This window comes from Halorubrum miltondacostae (assembly GCF_041379815.1).
GTDB classification, from domain to species: domain Archaea; phylum Halobacteriota; class Halobacteria; order Halobacteriales; family Haloferacaceae; genus Halorubrum; species Halorubrum miltondacostae.
Window position 1 is genome coordinate 102,177 of the sequence record NZ_JBEDNY010000008.1, and the last position, 15,225, is coordinate 117,401.

At 71.0% G+C, this 15,225-nt stretch carries 15 protein-coding genes; 10 read left to right on the top strand and 5 right to left on the bottom strand.

Translation table 11 applies throughout. The annotated features are described in order from the left end of the window. The first annotated feature begins 89 nt into the window (after positions 1-89). The gene (locus ABNG04_RS16975; protein WP_371163551.1) at positions 90-830 is read left to right on the top strand and encodes a proteasome assembly chaperone family protein; all 741 of its coding nucleotides are present in this window, start codon (positions 90-92) and stop codon (positions 828-830) included. A 37-nt stretch (positions 831-867) separates the two neighbouring features. On the opposite strand, the gene ABNG04_RS16980 is transcribed toward ABNG04_RS16975, so the two are convergent. Further along, positions 868-2,235, bottom strand: coding sequence for an isochorismate synthase (locus tag ABNG04_RS16980; RefSeq protein WP_371163552.1), 1,368 nt, complete (start codon positions 2,233-2,235; stop codon positions 868-870). Positions 2,236-2,320: 85 nt separating this feature from the next. Continuing rightward, positions 2,321-2,935, bottom strand: a complete 615-nt coding sequence (locus ABNG04_RS16985) for a sulfite oxidase-like oxidoreductase (RefSeq protein WP_371163553.1) — start codon at positions 2,933-2,935, stop codon at positions 2,321-2,323. A gap of 244 nt (positions 2,936-3,179) precedes the next feature. Here ABNG04_RS16985 and ABNG04_RS16990 point away from each other — a divergent pair, with 244 nt between their 5' ends. The 3 genes from ABNG04_RS16990 to ABNG04_RS17000 all read left to right on the top strand — a co-directional run bounded on the left by ABNG04_RS16990 (position 3,180) and on the right by ABNG04_RS17000 (position 5,730). After that, a complete protein-coding gene (locus ABNG04_RS16990; protein ID WP_004598554.1) occupies positions 3,180-3,395 on the top strand; it encodes a ribbon-helix-helix domain-containing protein in 216 nt (71 codons plus the stop codon). A gap of 94 nt (positions 3,396-3,489) precedes the next feature. Beyond that, positions 3,490-3,768 carry a UPF0058 family protein gene (locus tag ABNG04_RS16995; RefSeq protein ID WP_297889322.1) on the top strand — a complete coding sequence of 93 codons (279 nt, stop codon included), beginning with the start codon at positions 3,490-3,492 and terminating at the stop codon, positions 3,766-3,768. 78 nt (positions 3,769-3,846) lie between these two features. Beyond that, entirely contained in the window at positions 3,847-5,730 is a 1,884-nt protein-coding gene (locus tag ABNG04_RS17000; RefSeq protein ID WP_371163554.1) for a rhomboid family intramembrane serine protease, read from the top strand. 43 nt (positions 5,731-5,773) lie between these two features. Here the strand turns inward: ABNG04_RS17000 and ABNG04_RS17005 are convergent, their stop codons facing one another. Together ABNG04_RS17005 and ABNG04_RS17010 are read right to left on the bottom strand one after the other, a co-directional pair. Continuing rightward, positions 5,774-6,397, bottom strand: coding sequence for an METTL5 family protein (locus ABNG04_RS17005; protein ID WP_371163555.1), 624 nt, complete (start codon positions 6,395-6,397; stop codon positions 5,774-5,776). 3 nt (positions 6,398-6,400) lie between these two features. Next, positions 6,401-6,790, bottom strand: coding sequence for a DUF7961 family protein (locus tag ABNG04_RS17010; protein ID WP_371163556.1), 390 nt, complete (start codon positions 6,788-6,790; stop codon positions 6,401-6,403). Between the two features lie 421 nt (positions 6,791-7,211). On the opposite strand from ABNG04_RS17010, the gene ABNG04_RS17015 reads away from it, so the two are divergent. From ABNG04_RS17015 to ABNG04_RS17030, 4 genes are all read left to right on the top strand, one after another. After that, complete coding sequence (locus ABNG04_RS17015; RefSeq protein ID WP_006113981.1) at positions 7,212-8,165, top strand: transcription initiation factor IIB; 954 nt, start codon at positions 7,212-7,214, stop codon at positions 8,163-8,165. A 96-nt stretch (positions 8,166-8,261) separates the two neighbouring features. Next, entirely contained in the window at positions 8,262-8,696 is a 435-nt protein-coding gene (locus ABNG04_RS17020; RefSeq protein WP_371163557.1) for a universal stress protein, read from the top strand. Between the two features lie 33 nt (positions 8,697-8,729). Beyond that, positions 8,730-10,853 carry an AMP-binding protein gene (locus ABNG04_RS17025; RefSeq protein WP_371163558.1) on the top strand — a complete coding sequence of 708 codons (2,124 nt, stop codon included), beginning with the start codon at positions 8,730-8,732 and terminating at the stop codon, positions 10,851-10,853. Between the two features lie 61 nt (positions 10,854-10,914). Further along, positions 10,915-12,063: an acyl-CoA dehydrogenase family protein gene (locus ABNG04_RS17030; protein WP_371163559.1), complete on the top strand. Its 1,149-nt coding sequence runs from the start codon at positions 10,915-10,917 to the stop codon at positions 12,061-12,063. Positions 12,064-12,070: 7 nt separating this feature from the next. Here ABNG04_RS17030 and ABNG04_RS17035 read toward each other — a convergent pair whose 3' ends face one another. Next, positions 12,071-12,745: an MBL fold metallo-hydrolase gene (locus ABNG04_RS17035; protein WP_371163560.1), complete on the bottom strand. Its 675-nt coding sequence runs from the start codon at positions 12,743-12,745 to the stop codon at positions 12,071-12,073. A gap of 139 nt (positions 12,746-12,884) precedes the next feature. Between ABNG04_RS17035 and ABNG04_RS17040 the strand changes: the two genes are divergently transcribed. After that, complete coding sequence (locus tag ABNG04_RS17040) at positions 12,885-14,750, top strand: MutS-related protein (RefSeq protein WP_371163561.1); 1,866 nt, start codon at positions 12,885-12,887, stop codon at positions 14,748-14,750. Then, the gene (locus ABNG04_RS17045) at positions 14,743-15,198 is read left to right on the top strand and encodes a DUF8009 family protein (RefSeq protein ID WP_371163562.1); all 456 of its coding nucleotides are present in this window, start codon (positions 14,743-14,745) and stop codon (positions 15,196-15,198) included. The genes ABNG04_RS17040 and ABNG04_RS17045 overlap by 8 nt, the downstream gene beginning before the upstream one ends. Positions 15,199-15,225: the final 27 nt, after the last annotated feature.

The following is a 15,225-nucleotide window of genomic DNA, read 5'->3' on the forward strand; positions in this document are numbered from 1 at the left end:
CTTTCGGGTCGGCCCGTTAGACCGTTTCGGGACGCGAGCGGTCTGCCCGGCGCCGCACCTTTAGGTCAGCCCCCGGCGTAGGAGCGCGCATGGCCCGCATCTCCGTCCTCGACGACGACGTCTCGCTGGATGAGCCGACGCTGATCGAGGGATTCCCCGGTGTCGGCCTCGTCGGCAAGATCGCGACCGACCACCTGATCGACGCCCACGAGATGACCCACTACGCGAACGTCCACTGCGACGGACTGCCGCCGGTGGCCGTCTACCGGGAGTCGGAGACGGCCGCGACGACCCCGGTGCGGCTCTACGCGAACCCCGCGAAGGACCTCGTCGCGCTCCGCAGCGACGTGCCAGTGAACCCGGGGGCGGCGACGGAGGTCGCGTCGTGTCTCGACTCGTGGTTCGACGAGGCCGACCTCTTCCCGATATTCCTGTCCGGGCTCGGCCGCGAGAAGGACGACTCCCCGCCTGAGCTGTACGGGATCGCGACCGGGGACGGCGGCGAGGCGCTCGGGCGCGCCGAGGTGGCGGCGCCGTCGGAGTCGGGCCTCGTCTCCGGGCCCACGGGCGCGATGCTCGCGGTCGCGTTGGAGGCCGACCGCGACGCGGTCGGGCTCGTCGTCGAGTCCGATCCGAAGTTCCCCGACCCCGAGGCGGCGCGCGTGCTCATCCTCGACGGCATCGACCCGATCGCCGGGACCGAGACGCCGACCGACGGGCTCGTCGAGCAGGCGACGGAGATCCGGAGCGCGAAGCGGCAGCTCGCCGAGCAGATGCGACAGGCGACCGAAGAGAGCTCGCAGGCCGAGCCGCTGAAGATGTTCCAGTAGGCTCGCGACCCGGTCCGTCGGCCCCCGGACGGGCGCGCTAGCTGTCGGCCGACCCGCCCGCGCCGTCCCGCTCCAGTTCGTCGAGGATCGGCCGGTACTTCAGCTGGACCTCGTCCCACTCGCGGTCGGGGTCGGAGTCGGAGACGATGCCGACGCCCGCGAACAGCGTCGCGCGCCGGGGGGTCGCGACCGCCGAGCGGATGGCGACCGCGAACGCCCCGTTGCCCGCGGCGTCGATCCAGCCCACCGGCGCGGCGTACCAGCCGCGGTCAAACGGCTCCGTCTCCCGGATCGTCGTCAGCGCGCGGTCCGGGGGCAGCCCGCCGACCGCGGGTGTCGGGTGGAGCGCCTCGACGAGTTCGAGGACGTGGCGGTCCGCGTCGAGCTCAGCGGTGATCGGCGTGTGGAGGTGCTGGACCGTCGCGAGCCGCCGGACGCGGCGCTCGCCCGCCGAGATGGACGCCGCGAACGGCTCCAGCTGGTCGCGGACCGTCTCGGCGACGAGCTCGTGTTCGTGGACGTTCTTCTCGTCGTCGAGGAGCTCCTGCGCGAGCCACTCGTCCTCGGACGGGGTCTCGCCGCGGCCGGTCGTCCCGGCGAGCGCGTCGGTCTCGACCGTTCGCCCCCGTAGCGAGACGAGCCGCTCGGGGGTGGCCCCGAAGAACGCGCCCTCCCCGTCGGCCGGCTCGAACCAGTAGCGGTGGCAGTCCGGGTACTTCTCCGCGAGGCGTTCGAGGGTGGCCGCCCGCGGGAAGTCGGCCGCGAGGTCCGCCTCCAGCGCCTGCGCCAACACCACCTTCCGGAGGTCGCCGTCGGCGATCCTGCCGACCGCGGCGCCGACGCTGTCGCGCCACGCCTCGCGGCTCGTCGTCCGGCGGCTCTCGCGGATCCCCGGCCGGAGCGGCCGCGCGCTCCGACCGTCGGCGGCGGCGAGGTCGGCGAACCGGTCGACCTCGCGGGCGAGGCGCTCCTCGACGGCGTCGATGCCGGCGTCCGGGCCGACCGCGTTGACCGTTAGCCACGCGCCGTTGTCCGCGATCGTCAGCTGGACCCGGGGAAAGACGAACCGCGCCTCGGGGAAGGCCCCCCACGGCTCGCCGTCGGCGGCCCCCTCGTGGAATGAGAAGCCGCCGAAGACGCGGGGGCGCGCCGCCTCGGTCCCCGCGTGGACGTCGCCGGACTCGAACAGCTCCGTCGTCGCCCGTCGGATCGACGCGAACCGGTCGCCGCCGGCGGCGGTCAGGGTCGCCGCCGCGCCGCCGCCGATCACCAGCGCGTCGCCGGGCGCGCTCCACACCGTGCGCGGGGCTGAGAGCGCGTCGAACGCCGCCGCGAACGCTGGCTCGTCGATCGCCGTGGTCCGGCTGACCAGCGGCGGCGAGGACCGAGAGCGCGCCCGTTTCATACGTATCGAGTCGGGGCCGGGGACCCTTTATCCTGACTATCGGGGCGGAGCGAGCGGGGAAAATCGAGCCGCGGGCGGAGGGCGGTCAGCTGTAGCGCTCCTCGTTCCAGGGGTTCGCCGTGTCGCTGTACCCCCGCTTCTCCCAGTAACCGAGCTCGGGCTCGGTGAGGAACTCGACGCCCGAGACCCACTTCGCGCCCTTGTACGCGTACTTGTGCGGCGTGACGACGCGGATCGGGCCGCCGTGGTCGGCCGGGAGGTCGTCGCCGTCGTAACCGTAGGTGAGCTGTACGCCCGGCTTCGTACACTCGTCGAGCGGGAGGTCTGTCGTGTAGCCGTCGAGCGCGTGGAACATGACGTGTTCCGCGTCGGCGCGGACGCCCGCGCGCTCGGCGAGGTCGGCGAACGAGACGCCCGTGAACTCGCAGTCGAGCTTGCTCCAGCCGGTGACGCAGTGGAAGTCCTGTCGCTGGGTGACCGACGGGAGGTCGCGGAACTCTTCGAGAGAGAGGGAGAGCGGCTCCTCGGCCGCGCCCCACACCTCGAGTTCGAACGTCTCCGGGTCCCACGAGGGCGTCCCGCTCTTCGAGAGGACGGGGAAGCCGTCGGTCTCGCGCTGGCCCGGAGGGAGTCGGTCGTCGCCGTACTCGCGGTAGAGGTCGGTGAGGTCCTCAGCCGCGTCGACGCCGGATTCGCTCATGGACGGTTGTTCGGCCCGGACCGACGTATGAATGTCGCTCTCGGTGGGCCGATCACGCGCGACCGAGCGCCGCTCGGCCGATATCGACCCACCATCGGCGCGACTGTGTCGGGACCATTCGTGTTATTGTAACATACGTTTGAGAGATCAAAAATGAAATTTTGTGTCGTTGCTTCGAGTTTTCACATCCACGGATTTGCGACGCCAATTTTATATACGCCATGCCACAAGACCCGGACAGCAAATGCCCCGAGTGAAAATAACCGTGCCGGAGCATCTGGAGATGCAGATCGCCCAGATGGTCGAGGAGGGGGAGTTCCTCAACCGCGAGGAGGCGGTCGAGGAGCTGCTATCGACTGGCATCAAGGCGTACAAGACGAGCGGCCCGCGAGACGACGACGACTCCAACGGGTTTGAGGACGAGGGGATGATGGGCCACGAAGACGAGTACGTCTTCTGACCGGTGAGTTCCCGGGTCGAGCCCGACATGGCCGCGGATCCGTGCGTACCGCCCTCAACAACCCTTATAGGTTCTACATCCCGTATCCGTGGGTATGCACAAGGACGAGCTGCTCGAACTCCACGAACAGATGGTGACGATCATGGAGCACTTCCGCGCGCAGGAGACCGTCGACGGGACGCTGTTCGATCCGTACGACGAGCTGGACGTCGACCCCTCCCACGTCCACAAGTCGAAGAGCGAACACAAACACGCGGTGTTCGTCCTCGGCAACGCGCTGGCGAACGCGATGAGCGAAGACGAGTTCTCGCCCGCCGGCCGCGTCGGCAAGCGGATGGAGGAGCTCGCCGACGACGCGGAAAACAAGATCTGACACCGAGCGGCCATCCCCTCGACGCGGTGGGACTCTCAACCCACGTATTGATGTGCGCGCGGTCCCGTCCGGTGTGATATGGTCGCGGAGGCGCTGACGTCGGACGCCGTCCACCTCGCCGCCGGTGGCGTCGGCGTCGTCGTCGCGCTCGCCGCGGTGTACCTCGCGGACCGCCAGGGGGGCGGCTGGATGCGGGCGCTCCGCGCGCGGCTCCTCTGGGGCGTCCCCTGGGGGACGCTCCTCGTGATCGCCGGCGTGATCGGGGTGTACCTGTTCGTCCAGTCGGGGATCGACGACCCGAACCGCCCGGTCGTGATCCCGTTCCGGTCGTGGTCGTACTTCTACCCGCAGGGGATCGTCTGGTCCAGCTTCGCCCACGCGAGCCGCGGGCACGTCACGGGGAACCTCCTCTCCGCGCTCGTCGCGGGCGGCCTCGCCGAGTACGCATACGGCCACTTCCCTGAAGGGCGCGAGGTCGACGACGGGGACGGGTTCTCCGTCCGTCTGCGGCGTCTCACGGCTCGTCTTCGGCGACTCCCAGAGGGGGTCACCCACCTTCCGAGCCGAATCGCCGCGGTCGAGTCGCCGGGTGCGAACCCCTACGTCCGGGCGTTCCTGATCGTCCCGGGCGCCGCGGTCGCGTTCGGCCTCGCCTCGGCGCTGTTCGCGTTGGGACCGGTGGTCGGCTTCTCGCTCGTGGTGTTCGCGTACTGGGGGTTCGCGCTCGTCTCGCGACCGGTCGCCGCACTCGTCGCCATGGCGGGGACGACGCTCGTCGGCGTCCTGTACGACGCCGTCCGGGTGCCGGTGGCGTTCGCGGAGGCCTCTCCATCCTACGGCGTCCCGGGATGGGCGAACGTTGCGATCCAGGGGCACGCGCTCGGGCTCATCGGCGGCGCGCTGGTCGCCGTCCTCCTCTTCCGGCGTCGCGCCCGGGCGCGGAGTGAGGAGGGTAGCGACGGAGCCGGGGGCGCGGGACGCTGGAGCAACCACCCGCTCGCGAGTGCGGACGAAGTCGGGTCCGTCGCGAGCCCGACCGAGCGGTCCGCGATTGTCGTGTTCGGCGCGCTGCTGCTGTTCGGTGCCTCGCGCCGGCTGTGGGCGGTGTACTGGTACCTCGGGAACGAGCGGTACGAGCTGTACCGCGCGGTCGGGGTCGGCCTGCTCGCCCTGCTGGCCGCCATCGTCGCCGTCGCCGCCGTCTCGCGGGACGAACCGATCTGGCCGAGCCGAGCGGTCCCGGAGCCCGAGACGATCAGGGGCGGGATCCGGTCCGCGACGCCGGCGGCGGTCGGGACGCTCCTGCTCGTCGCGGCGCTGGCGGCCGTCGCCGGACCGGGTATCGTGCCGAACCTCGTCGCCGTCGACGACAGCGACCTCCCGGGCGACCCGATAGAGGTGGAGGGGTATCAGGTGACCTACGCCGAGAACGTGGAGGACCGGCTCGTGAGCGTGGTCGACGTGGAGGCGTTCGGGCGCTCCACGTCGGTCAACACCTCGGGGGTGATCGTCAGCAACCCCGACCGGGAGATATGGACGACGGCGGTCTCGAAGGGGAACCTCGCGTTCTGGGGGTACCGCGCGGTCGACGTGGGCGGGACCGGCTGGCGGGAGACCGTCTGGGTCCAGCGGGTCGGCTGGGTCGCCGTGAACGGCGGCCCGACGTACCGCGTGGACGCGGTCCGCAACGAGACACGGCGGACGCTGTTCACCAGCGACCCGGCGCGGGCCGAGCCGCGAATCGACGGCCGCAGCGTCGTCGTCGCGGCCACGCCCGACGGATTCGAACTGTCCGTGGTCGGCGGGAGCGGTAACAACGTCACGGCGCCGCTCCCGGCGGCGAACGAGTCGGTGACGGTCCGCGGGATCACGCTCCTGCGAGAGGAGGGCGCCGTGTTCGCGGAGCGCGGCGAAACGAGGGTGAGAGTCGCGTACCGCGAACGCTACGAAGGCAGACAGTAAGCGGAGTGGGCGGAGTCGCGGCGGAGAGTGGAGTCGGCGGGGCTCAGGTCCACTCGATCCGATACACTTCGGTGTCGATGTCGCGCGCGTCCTCGGTGTGGTGGTCGAACTGCGCGTCCACGCGGAACTCGGCCGCGAACGCGTGGGTGACCTCGCCGCCCTCGTCGGCGGCGAACGCCTCGACGAACTCCCGGCTGCCGTCGTTGTGGATGGAGTAGGAGACATCGGAGATATCGCTCGCGGCGTCGAGGAACGCGCGGTCCGCGTTCCGGTTGCCGTCTTGCGCGCCGAACGGCGGGTTCATCACGACGGTCGCCGGCTCCGCGACGGCGAGCGGCGAGCGCGTCGCGTCACCGCGTACCCAGTGGACCGGCGCGCTGGCGGCGACGCGGCGCTCGTTGGCCCCGGCGGTCGCCAGCGCGTCGGCGTCGAGTTCGAGGCCGACGACGCGGGCGGGGCCGCGCAGCGCGGCGGCCAGCGCGAGCATCCCGGTGCCGGTCCCGAGGTCGACCACGGTCCGGCCGTCGACGTCGCCGTGGAGGTCCGCGAGGTGGACGACGTGAGCCGCCAGCTCCGGCGGCGTCGGGTACTGCTCAAGGGCGGCGTCGGGACGCTCGAAGCCGGCGACGACGCCGAGCTTGGTCGCGAGCGACCGCTTCGTCGCCATCGGTCAGGCCGCGCCGTCGACGCGGACGAACTCGACGCCCTCGCGGTCGGCGCGCTCGGCGAGCGCCGCGAGCGCGGTGCGGGCCTCGTCGGAGGCCTCGCCGTCGACGTTGACCTCGATCCGGCCGGCCCCGAGGAACGCCGCGGCGCGGACGAGCGCGCGCAGGCGGTCGGCCTCGCGCTGTCGCTCGAGGGTGCTCTCCCCGTCGAACTCCGCCTCGGCGGCGACCGCCGCGGGCTGGTAGCCGCGGGCCGCGAGCCCCTGCTTGATGTCGCGCAGGTGGTTGGGAGCGGTGCTTTCGAGGTCCGACGCGTCGACGACAACGGGGTCGACGTCGGCGGGGCGACAGCCGCGCAGCGTGCGTTCGACGCCGGCCGAGGAGGTCGTGCTCATACACACCTATTGGTATAGGTTATACAAAAATCTTTATAGATGTCTAGTAGTAATACATTGGTGGGCCGATGCCGAGGCCCGGGTAGCGCCGAACGACGGTTTAGATCTGGGGGGCGAGACGAGCCGCACCCGACACGAAATTGACCGAACCCCGCCCGGCGGCCGCTACGGGACGTGTCGGGGGGCGGAACCGTCGGTTCGGCCGACAGATTCCGACCTCGAACCGCGGTCACGTTTTGTGCGTCGCGGCGTTGCCGCCAAGCGCGCGTGGGGCCGCCGTCGAGGAGCCGATCAAATCGGCAGATCGGCGACAGAGTGCCCCTACATGCCGCAGGACCGTAACTCGGTGAGCCGGAGTTATGTCAGGGTTATTGATTAGCGTGGACAAGAGTTAAATGTACGACTGACCAGAAACCTTTTAATGGAACGTCCGAGTCGCCAGCGGCAACAGGAGCGAGACACGGAGCAGGAAACGGACGAATCGACGGTCTCCTGTCCGGAGTGTGACTCGGAGAACATCGTCACCGACGCCGATCAAGAGCTGGTCTGTGAGGACTGCGGGCTCGTCTTAGACGAGCGAAACATCGACCGCGGGCCGGAGTGGCGGGCGTTCAACCACAACGAACGGCAGTCGAAGTCGCGCGTCGGCGCGCCCATCACGGAGACGATGCACGACAAGGGGCTGACGACGACCATCGACTGGAAGGACAAGGACGCCTACGGTCGCTCGCTCTCCTCGGAGAAGCGCTCGCAGATGCACCGCCTGCGCAAGTGGCAGGAGCGGATCCGAACCAAAGACGCGGGCGAGCGTAACCTCCAGTTCGCGCTCTCGGAGATCGATCGGATGGCGAGCGCGCTCGGCGTGCCGCGCTCTGTACGGGAGGTCGCCTCCGTCATCTATCGACGCGCGCTCAACGAGGACCTGATCCGCGGCCGGTCCATCGAGGGTGTCTCCACCGCCGCCCTGTACGCCGCCTGCCGACAGGAGGGGATCCCCCGTAGCCTCGACGAGGTCGCCGACGTGTCGCGGGTTCCGCAGAAGGAGATTGGCCGGACGTATCGGTACATCTCCCAGGAGCTCGGACTGGAGCTGAAGCCGGTCGACCCCAAGCAGTTCGTTCCGCGCTTCGCGTCGGCCCTCCAGCTCTCCGAGGAGGTCCAGTCGAAGGCGACCGAGATCATCGACGTCTCCGCCGAGCAAGGGCTCCTCTCTGGGAAGTCGCCCACCGGATTCGCGGCCGCGGCCATCTACGCGGCGTCGCTGCTCTGTAACGAAAAGAAGACCCAACGCGAGGTCGCGGACGTGGCGCAGGTGACCGAGGTCACCATCCGGAACCGGTATCAGGAGCAGATCGAAGCAATGGGCTTCCGCTAGACGGCCCCGCGGCCGAGCCGCCGAGATTCGTTCCGTCCCGCGATCCGAGACGTTGGATCGGGTTTTTAATCGCTACCCGCTGTAGCTGGGAGTGTAATGTACTCAGAGATCCTCGTTCCAACCGACGGCGGCCCGGCCTCGGAGGCCGCGATCGAACACGCGATCGACCTCGCCGACCGGTACGACGCCCGCCTCCACGCGCTTTACGTGGTCGACGGCGCGGCGTACTCCGCGCTGGAGGCCGGCGCGGAGGTCGTCGTCGAGGCGCTCGAAGCCGAGGGCGAGGAGGCGACGGAGCGCGTGGCCGACGCCGCCGCGGACGCCGGGGTCGACTGCGTCGGCAGCGTCACGTCCGGGACCGCGTACCAGTCGATCCGGGACTACGTCGGCGAGCACGACATCGACGTGGTCGTGATGGGGACCCACGGCCGGAAGGGGCTCGACCGCTACCTGCTCGGGAGCGTCACGGAGCGCGTCGTCCGCACCTCCGACGTACCGGTGTTGACCGTGCGACAGCCGACAGATGAGTAGTCGGCCGGTCCCCGGCGAACGGTGGTAATACCCATGCGTGACTGGCTCTCTCACCGCGTGGTCTCGTCGCCGGACGGCACCGCCCTCGTCCGCGCCGAAGACGGCGAGTCGTGGAGCTACACCGACCTCGATCGCCTCGTCGCCGAGACGGCGGGGCGGCTCGTGGCCCACGGGCTCGGCGAGGGCGACCGGATCGGCGTGCTCACGCCCCCGTACGTGGGGACCGTCGGGTTGGTCCACGCGACGATGCGCATCGGCGCGACGTTCGTGCCGCTCGGCACGGAGCTGACGGCGCGGGAGATCGCCGCGCGGATCGACCGGACGGACCTCGACGCCGTCGTCTGCGCGGAGCCGACGGAGTCGACCGCGACCGAGGCGGCGTCGCGCGTCGAGGATGTGCCCGTCTACTCCGTCGACGACCCGACGAGCGGGGACGTGACCGGCGTCCACGACGTCGACCCGGCGTCGCTCGACCCGCCGGAGTGGTCGTTCGAGGACCCGCTCTGCGTGTTGTTCACGTCGGGCACGACGGGCAAACCCAAGCCCGTCCCGCTGACCGCGGGGAACGTGTACAGTTCGGCGGTCGCCTCGGCGTTCCGCCTCGGCGTCGAGGCCGACGACCGGTGGCTGGTGTCGCTGTCGCTCCACCACATGGGCGGGCTCGCCCCGGTGTATCGCTCGGTGCTGTACGGGACGACCCTCGTGCTGCGCGAGGGATTCAACGCGGGCGGCACGGCGGACGACATCGACGCGTACGACGTGACCGGCGTCTCGCTCGTGCCGACCATGCTCAAGCGGATGCTCGACCGCCGCGGGACGCTGTCGGACTCGCTTCGGGTGGTGCTCCTCGGCGGCGCGCCCGCACCCGCGGAGCTGCTGGAACGGTGTCGTGACTACTCGATCCCCGTCTACCCCACCTACGGCATGACCGAGGCCGCCTCGCAGATCACGACGGCGTCGCCCAGACAGACGCGGGGCCGGATCGGGACTGTCGGCCGCCCGCTGTTCGGCACCGACGTGACCATCGTCGACGATGGCGACCCCGTGGCGCCGGGCGAGACCGGCGAAGTTGTCGTCGACGGGCCGACGATAACGCCGGGATACCTCGCCGCAGACGACACGGACGCGGACGGCGGTGGCGACGGGTCGTCCGACGCCGACGGTGGTGACGACGCGTCCTCGGCCGACGCGATCGACCTGAACGGGATCGACGCTTCGGAACTCGACCGATCGGACTTCGGTCCGTACGGCCTCCACACCGGCGACGTGGGGCGCTTCGACGAGGACGGCTACCTCCACGTGCTCAACCGCGTCGACGACCGGATCATCAGCGGCGGCGAGAACGTCGAACCGGGCGAGGTCGCGGACGTGCTCCGGGAGTACGACGAGGTCGAGGACGTGGCCGTAGTCGGGCTCGACGACGACGTGTGGGGCGAGCGCGTCGCGGCGCTGGTCGCCGTCGGCGACCGGCTCCCGTCGGCGGCGATCGGGCCGGCCGGTGGCGACGCGGTCCCGGAATCCGGACCGGCGGAGACCGACTCACCGAACGACAAGGCGGAGGAACCGGGCTCGGCCGACGAGGCAGCGGGATCGGTCGGCGAGTCCGCAGCGCCGGTCGTCGGCTCCGGCGGCGTCGGTCCCGCGCCCATCGACGAGGCGGCGTTCGTCGACTTCGCCCGCGAGCGGCTGGCTCGGTTCAAAATCCCGAAGACGGTCGCGTACGCGACGGAACTCCCACGCACCGTCTCCGGGACGGTCGACAGGGAGGCGACGCGGGAGGTCCTCCGCGAGCGCGGCTCCGACCCGCGCGAGGGGATCGACGCGGACCTCGAAACGGCCGGGTTCAAACCGGCCGACCCGGCCGAACCGCCGGACGACGCCCCGGAAGACGAATCGGCCGAGGACGGCGCAGGGGCGGACGGCGAGGTCGAAGTCGACATCGCCGACGCCGACGAGGTCGCGGCGAGGTCGGACGCCGACGCCGCGGCGACCGGCAGGGCCGAGAGCGACGCGGACGCCGGCGACGCCGCCCCTGCGGACGGAGAGCGGAAGGGCGACGGCGACAGGGAGGACGACGACGTAGACGCCAGCGAAACCGGCGACGACGAAGGCGGCGACGCAGAGGGAGCCGGCACGGACGCGGGCGACGATACGTAAACACTCACGGAGTTCTTCGTTGTTCCACGAACGTTTTGTCCGCGGGGTCCGCAGAGTCGGTATGGAGTTGCTCGACGACAGCATCGTGCCGGAGCGCGCGCGAGACATCAAACAGGAGGCCCGCGAGTTCGCCGACGAGTACATCGCCCCGAACGCCGAGTCGTACTACGACACCGGCGAGTACCCGTGGGAAGTGCTCGAGGCGGGGATGGACGCCGGCCTCGTCGCCCAGGACATCGGCGAGGAGTACGGTGGGAAGGGGTTCGACCTCGCGCAGGTGCTGGCCATCGCCGAGGAGTTCTACCGCGCGGACGCCGGCATCGCGCTCACCCTCCAGCTCGCCAGCTTCGGCGCGGAGATGGTCGAGGACTACGGCACGGAGGAACAGAAAGAGAAGTACCTTCGGCCGGTGGCCGAGAACGAGCAGCTCTCGGGGCTCGCGGTGTCGGAGCCGCAGACCGGCTCCGACCTCGCGGGGATGACGACGAAGGCCGAGAAGGTCGAGGGCGGCTACGAGCTCACCGGCGAGAAGTACTGGGTCGGCAACGCGGTCGAGGCCGACTGGCTCACCGTCTACGCCAAGACCGGCGAGAGCGACGACCGCTACTCGAACTACACGCTGTTCATCGTCGAAACGGACTCCGACGGCTACGAGGCCGAGCACATCCCCGAGAAGATGGGGATGCGCGCGTCCAAGCAGGGCCACATCGTCTTCGAGAACTGCTTCGTCCCCGAGGAGAACGTCGTCGGAAGCGAGGGCGGCGGGTTCTACGCCCTCGCCGACTTCTTCAACCACGGCCGCGTCATCGTCGGGGGCCACGGGCTCGGCCTCGCCGCCGCAGCCATCGAGGAGGCGGAGGCGTTCATCAGCGACCGCGAAGCGTTCGGCCGCACCATCGACGACTTCCAGGCCGTTCAACACACCATCTCCGACATGCGGCTCGGGTTCGAGTCGGCGCGCGCGCTCAACTGGCGCGCCTGCGAGAAGGTCGCGAACGGTGAGGACGCCGGCTACTGGGCCGCCCTCGCGAAGACGAAGTCGACGGAGGTCGCCACCGACTGCGCCGAGATGGGCATGAAGCTCCACGGCGGCCGGTCGAACTTCACCGACCGCCGGATCGCGCGCGTCTACCGCGACGTGCGCATCCCGGTGATCTACGAGGGCGCGAACGACATCCAGCGCAACCTCATCTACCGGCAGTCCCGCTAGGCGGCGTTCAGAGCGTCGCCGCCAGTCGGCGCAACTCCTCGTCGCCCCCCGAGGCGAGCGGGTCGCCGTGCCCGACGCAGGCGACGTCGAACGCGGGGGCGCGTGCCGCGAGCGACCGGACGCTCGCGGCGACCTCGCCCGTGTCGTAGCTTATCACCCAACCGGACTCCTTCAGTTCGCCGTCAGATTCCGAGACCAAGTCGCCGAGCAGCGCGACGCCGAGTTCCTCGCTGACGAACGCGACGTGGCCCGGCGTGTGGCCGGGCGTGTGGTACGCCGCGAACGAGCCGACGGTCTCGCCGTCGCGCACGCCGACGACGTCGAGGTCGGGAAAGTCGGTGACGAACCCCCCGAGCCGCTGGATCAACCCCTTGTGGTTTCGGACGGGCGGTTTCCGGTCCCCCCGGAGCAGCGTCGCGTCGAAGCCGTAGGCGTGGGCCGGCACGTCAAGCTCCGGCGCCAGCGCAGCCAGCGTCCCGACGTGGTCGAGGTCGTAGTGGGTGAGGAGGACGCGGCCGACGTCAGCGGGGGCGACGCCGGCGTCGTCGAGACCATCGCGGATCGCGTCCTCGTCCCACGGCTTCCCGGCGTCGACGAGCGTCGGCACGTCGTCGAAGACGAGGTACGCGTTGACTCCGCCGCAGTCGAGTCGCCAGACGCCGTCCGCGATCTCCGCTGTCATGCCGATCGGTAGGGGGCAAGGCGGTATGAACGCTGTCGTGGCGGAGACCGACGGGGCGAGATCGACGCACTGCGTCGCGCGGTCGACGGCGCCGCGCGGGCGACGAAAGCGCCAAGACGCCGGGGCGACACCACGGGGTATGCGACTGGAGGACTACTGGGGGATCGGCCCGAAGACGAGCGAGCGGCTCACCGAGGCCCTCGGGACCGAGCGGGCGGTCAAGGCGATCGAGGCGGCCGACGTCCGCGCGCTCGTCGACGCCGGGCTCCACCGCGGCCGCGCGACCCGTATCCTCCGCCGGGCGAACGGGGAGGCCGGGATGGACGTCCTCGCGACGGGCGACGCGCGGTCGGTGTACGACGACCTGCTCGCGCTCGCGGCGGGCGAGGCGCTGACCGCGCACGCGGCCGACCGGATTCGGGTGTTGACCCCGCTGCTCGACCGCGACGCCGTCGAGGTACGATTAGACCGGGTCGTCGCCGCCCGCGATGCGTGGGCCGCCCTCGACGAAGCAGACCGGGAGGCGGTCGCGGACGCGTTCGACGCGTACGACGAGGCGGACGCGTCCGATCTCGCCGCCGTGGAGACCGCGGTCGCGCTCCGCGAGGCCGGGCTGACCGACGGGCCGTTCGCCGACATCGGCGCGCTGGACGGCGACCGACTGCGCGACGCGGCCGACGCGCTCGCCGACGTTCGGGGGTCGATCGACCCGGCCGGCGGCCTCGACGGCGACGACATCGAGATCGCGACCGGCGCGGACGCGGAGCTTGATCGGCTCCGCGAGCGGCTGTCGGTCGCTCGCGACCTCGCGGACTCCGCGTTCGACGTGCTCGAGTCCGTCCGCGACGGGAGCCTCCGTGACTTCGAGGCGCTGGAGTCGGCGACGATCGACCACGTCGCCCGCGAGACGGGCGTCGAGCCGGCCACGGTCCGGTCGGCCGCGCCCGACGAGGCGCTCGACGCCGCGGACTTCGTCTCCGGGACGCTGCGGGACCTCGTCGTCGAACTCGAGGCGGCGGTCGACGAGCGGGAGGCCGCCGTCGCCGCCGACATCCGCGAGCGGCTGGGCGACCAGTCCCCGGGAGGGGACGACGCGAACGGCGGCGACGACGGCGACGAGGAGGGAGCGGACGACGGCGGCGACACCACCGTCGCCCGGGCTGCGGCGGCGGTGTCGGAGGCCGCCTTCCTGCTATCGCTCGGGCGGTTCGCGGCGGAGAACGACCACGTCCGCCCGACGCTCGTCGACGACGGCATCGCCGTGCGCGGCGCGCGGAACCCGTTCCTCGGCGGCGACGTCCAGCCGGTCTCGTACGGCGTCGGCTCGCACTCGCTCGCTGACGCGTCGGGCGTCGCGAGCGCGGACGCCCCGCCGACCGGCGACCGCGTGAGCGTCCTCACCGGGGCGAACTCCGGCGGGAAGACGACGCTCTTGGAGACGCTCTGCGCGGTGGCGCTGCTCGCGTCGATGGGGCTGCCCGTGCCCGCTGACGCGGCCGAGGTCGGGACGTTCGACCGGATCGTCTTCCACCGCCGACACGCCTCGTTCAACGCCGGCGTGCTGGAGTCGACGCTGAAGTCGGTCGTCCCGCCGCTCGTCGCGGACGGCCGCACCCTCATGCTCGTCGACGAGTTCGAGGCGATCACCGAGCCGGGCCGCGCGGCCGACCTATTGAACGGGCTGGTGACGCTTACTGTCGACCGCGGCGCGCTCGGCGTCTACGTGACGCACCTCGCCGAGGACCTGAGTCCGCTGCCCGAAGCCGCGCGGATCGACGGGATCTTCGCCGAGGGGCTAACGAGCGATCTGGATCTTCGCGTCGACTACCAGCCGCGGTTCGAGACGGTCGGCAAGTCCACGCCGGAATTCATCGTCTCGCGGCTGGTCGCGAACGCGGGCGACCGCGGCGTCCGCGCCGGCTTCGAACACCTCGCGGGCGCGGTCGGCGAGGAGGCCGTCCAGCGAACGCTCTCGGACGCCGAGTGGGCGGCGAACGATGACTGAGGAGTCGGCCGACGACCCGGCCGGTCCCGACCGGATCCGGTCGATCGCGGTCCACCGCGAGGACGTGGCGAACGCGCTCGAAGCCTCGCTCCGGAGCGATCGCGAGGTCATGCTCCGCGCGACGCCGCCGTTCTCCGGGCGGATGCGGGCGCGCCTCCACGCGCTCGACGCCGGCGGCGCCGGCGGAGACGGAAACGGCGGTTCGCCAGCCGATGCTCCCGGCCCGCTTTACGTCGACCCCCGGGACCTCGTCGGGGAGGTCCCCCAGTACCCGGAGGTCGACGACACGGCCGCCGAGCTCCCCGACGCGGACCTCGAGACGCGTCGCGAGCGCCACGCCGCGAACGTCGAGGCGTGGCGCGAGACCGTGCGCAATAGCGTCCGCTCGTCGGTCGAGATCGAGGTCGACGGCGAAGTACGCACCGTCGACGTGAACGCGCTCGGGTAGGCGGCGTATCTCCGCGAGCACGAGGAA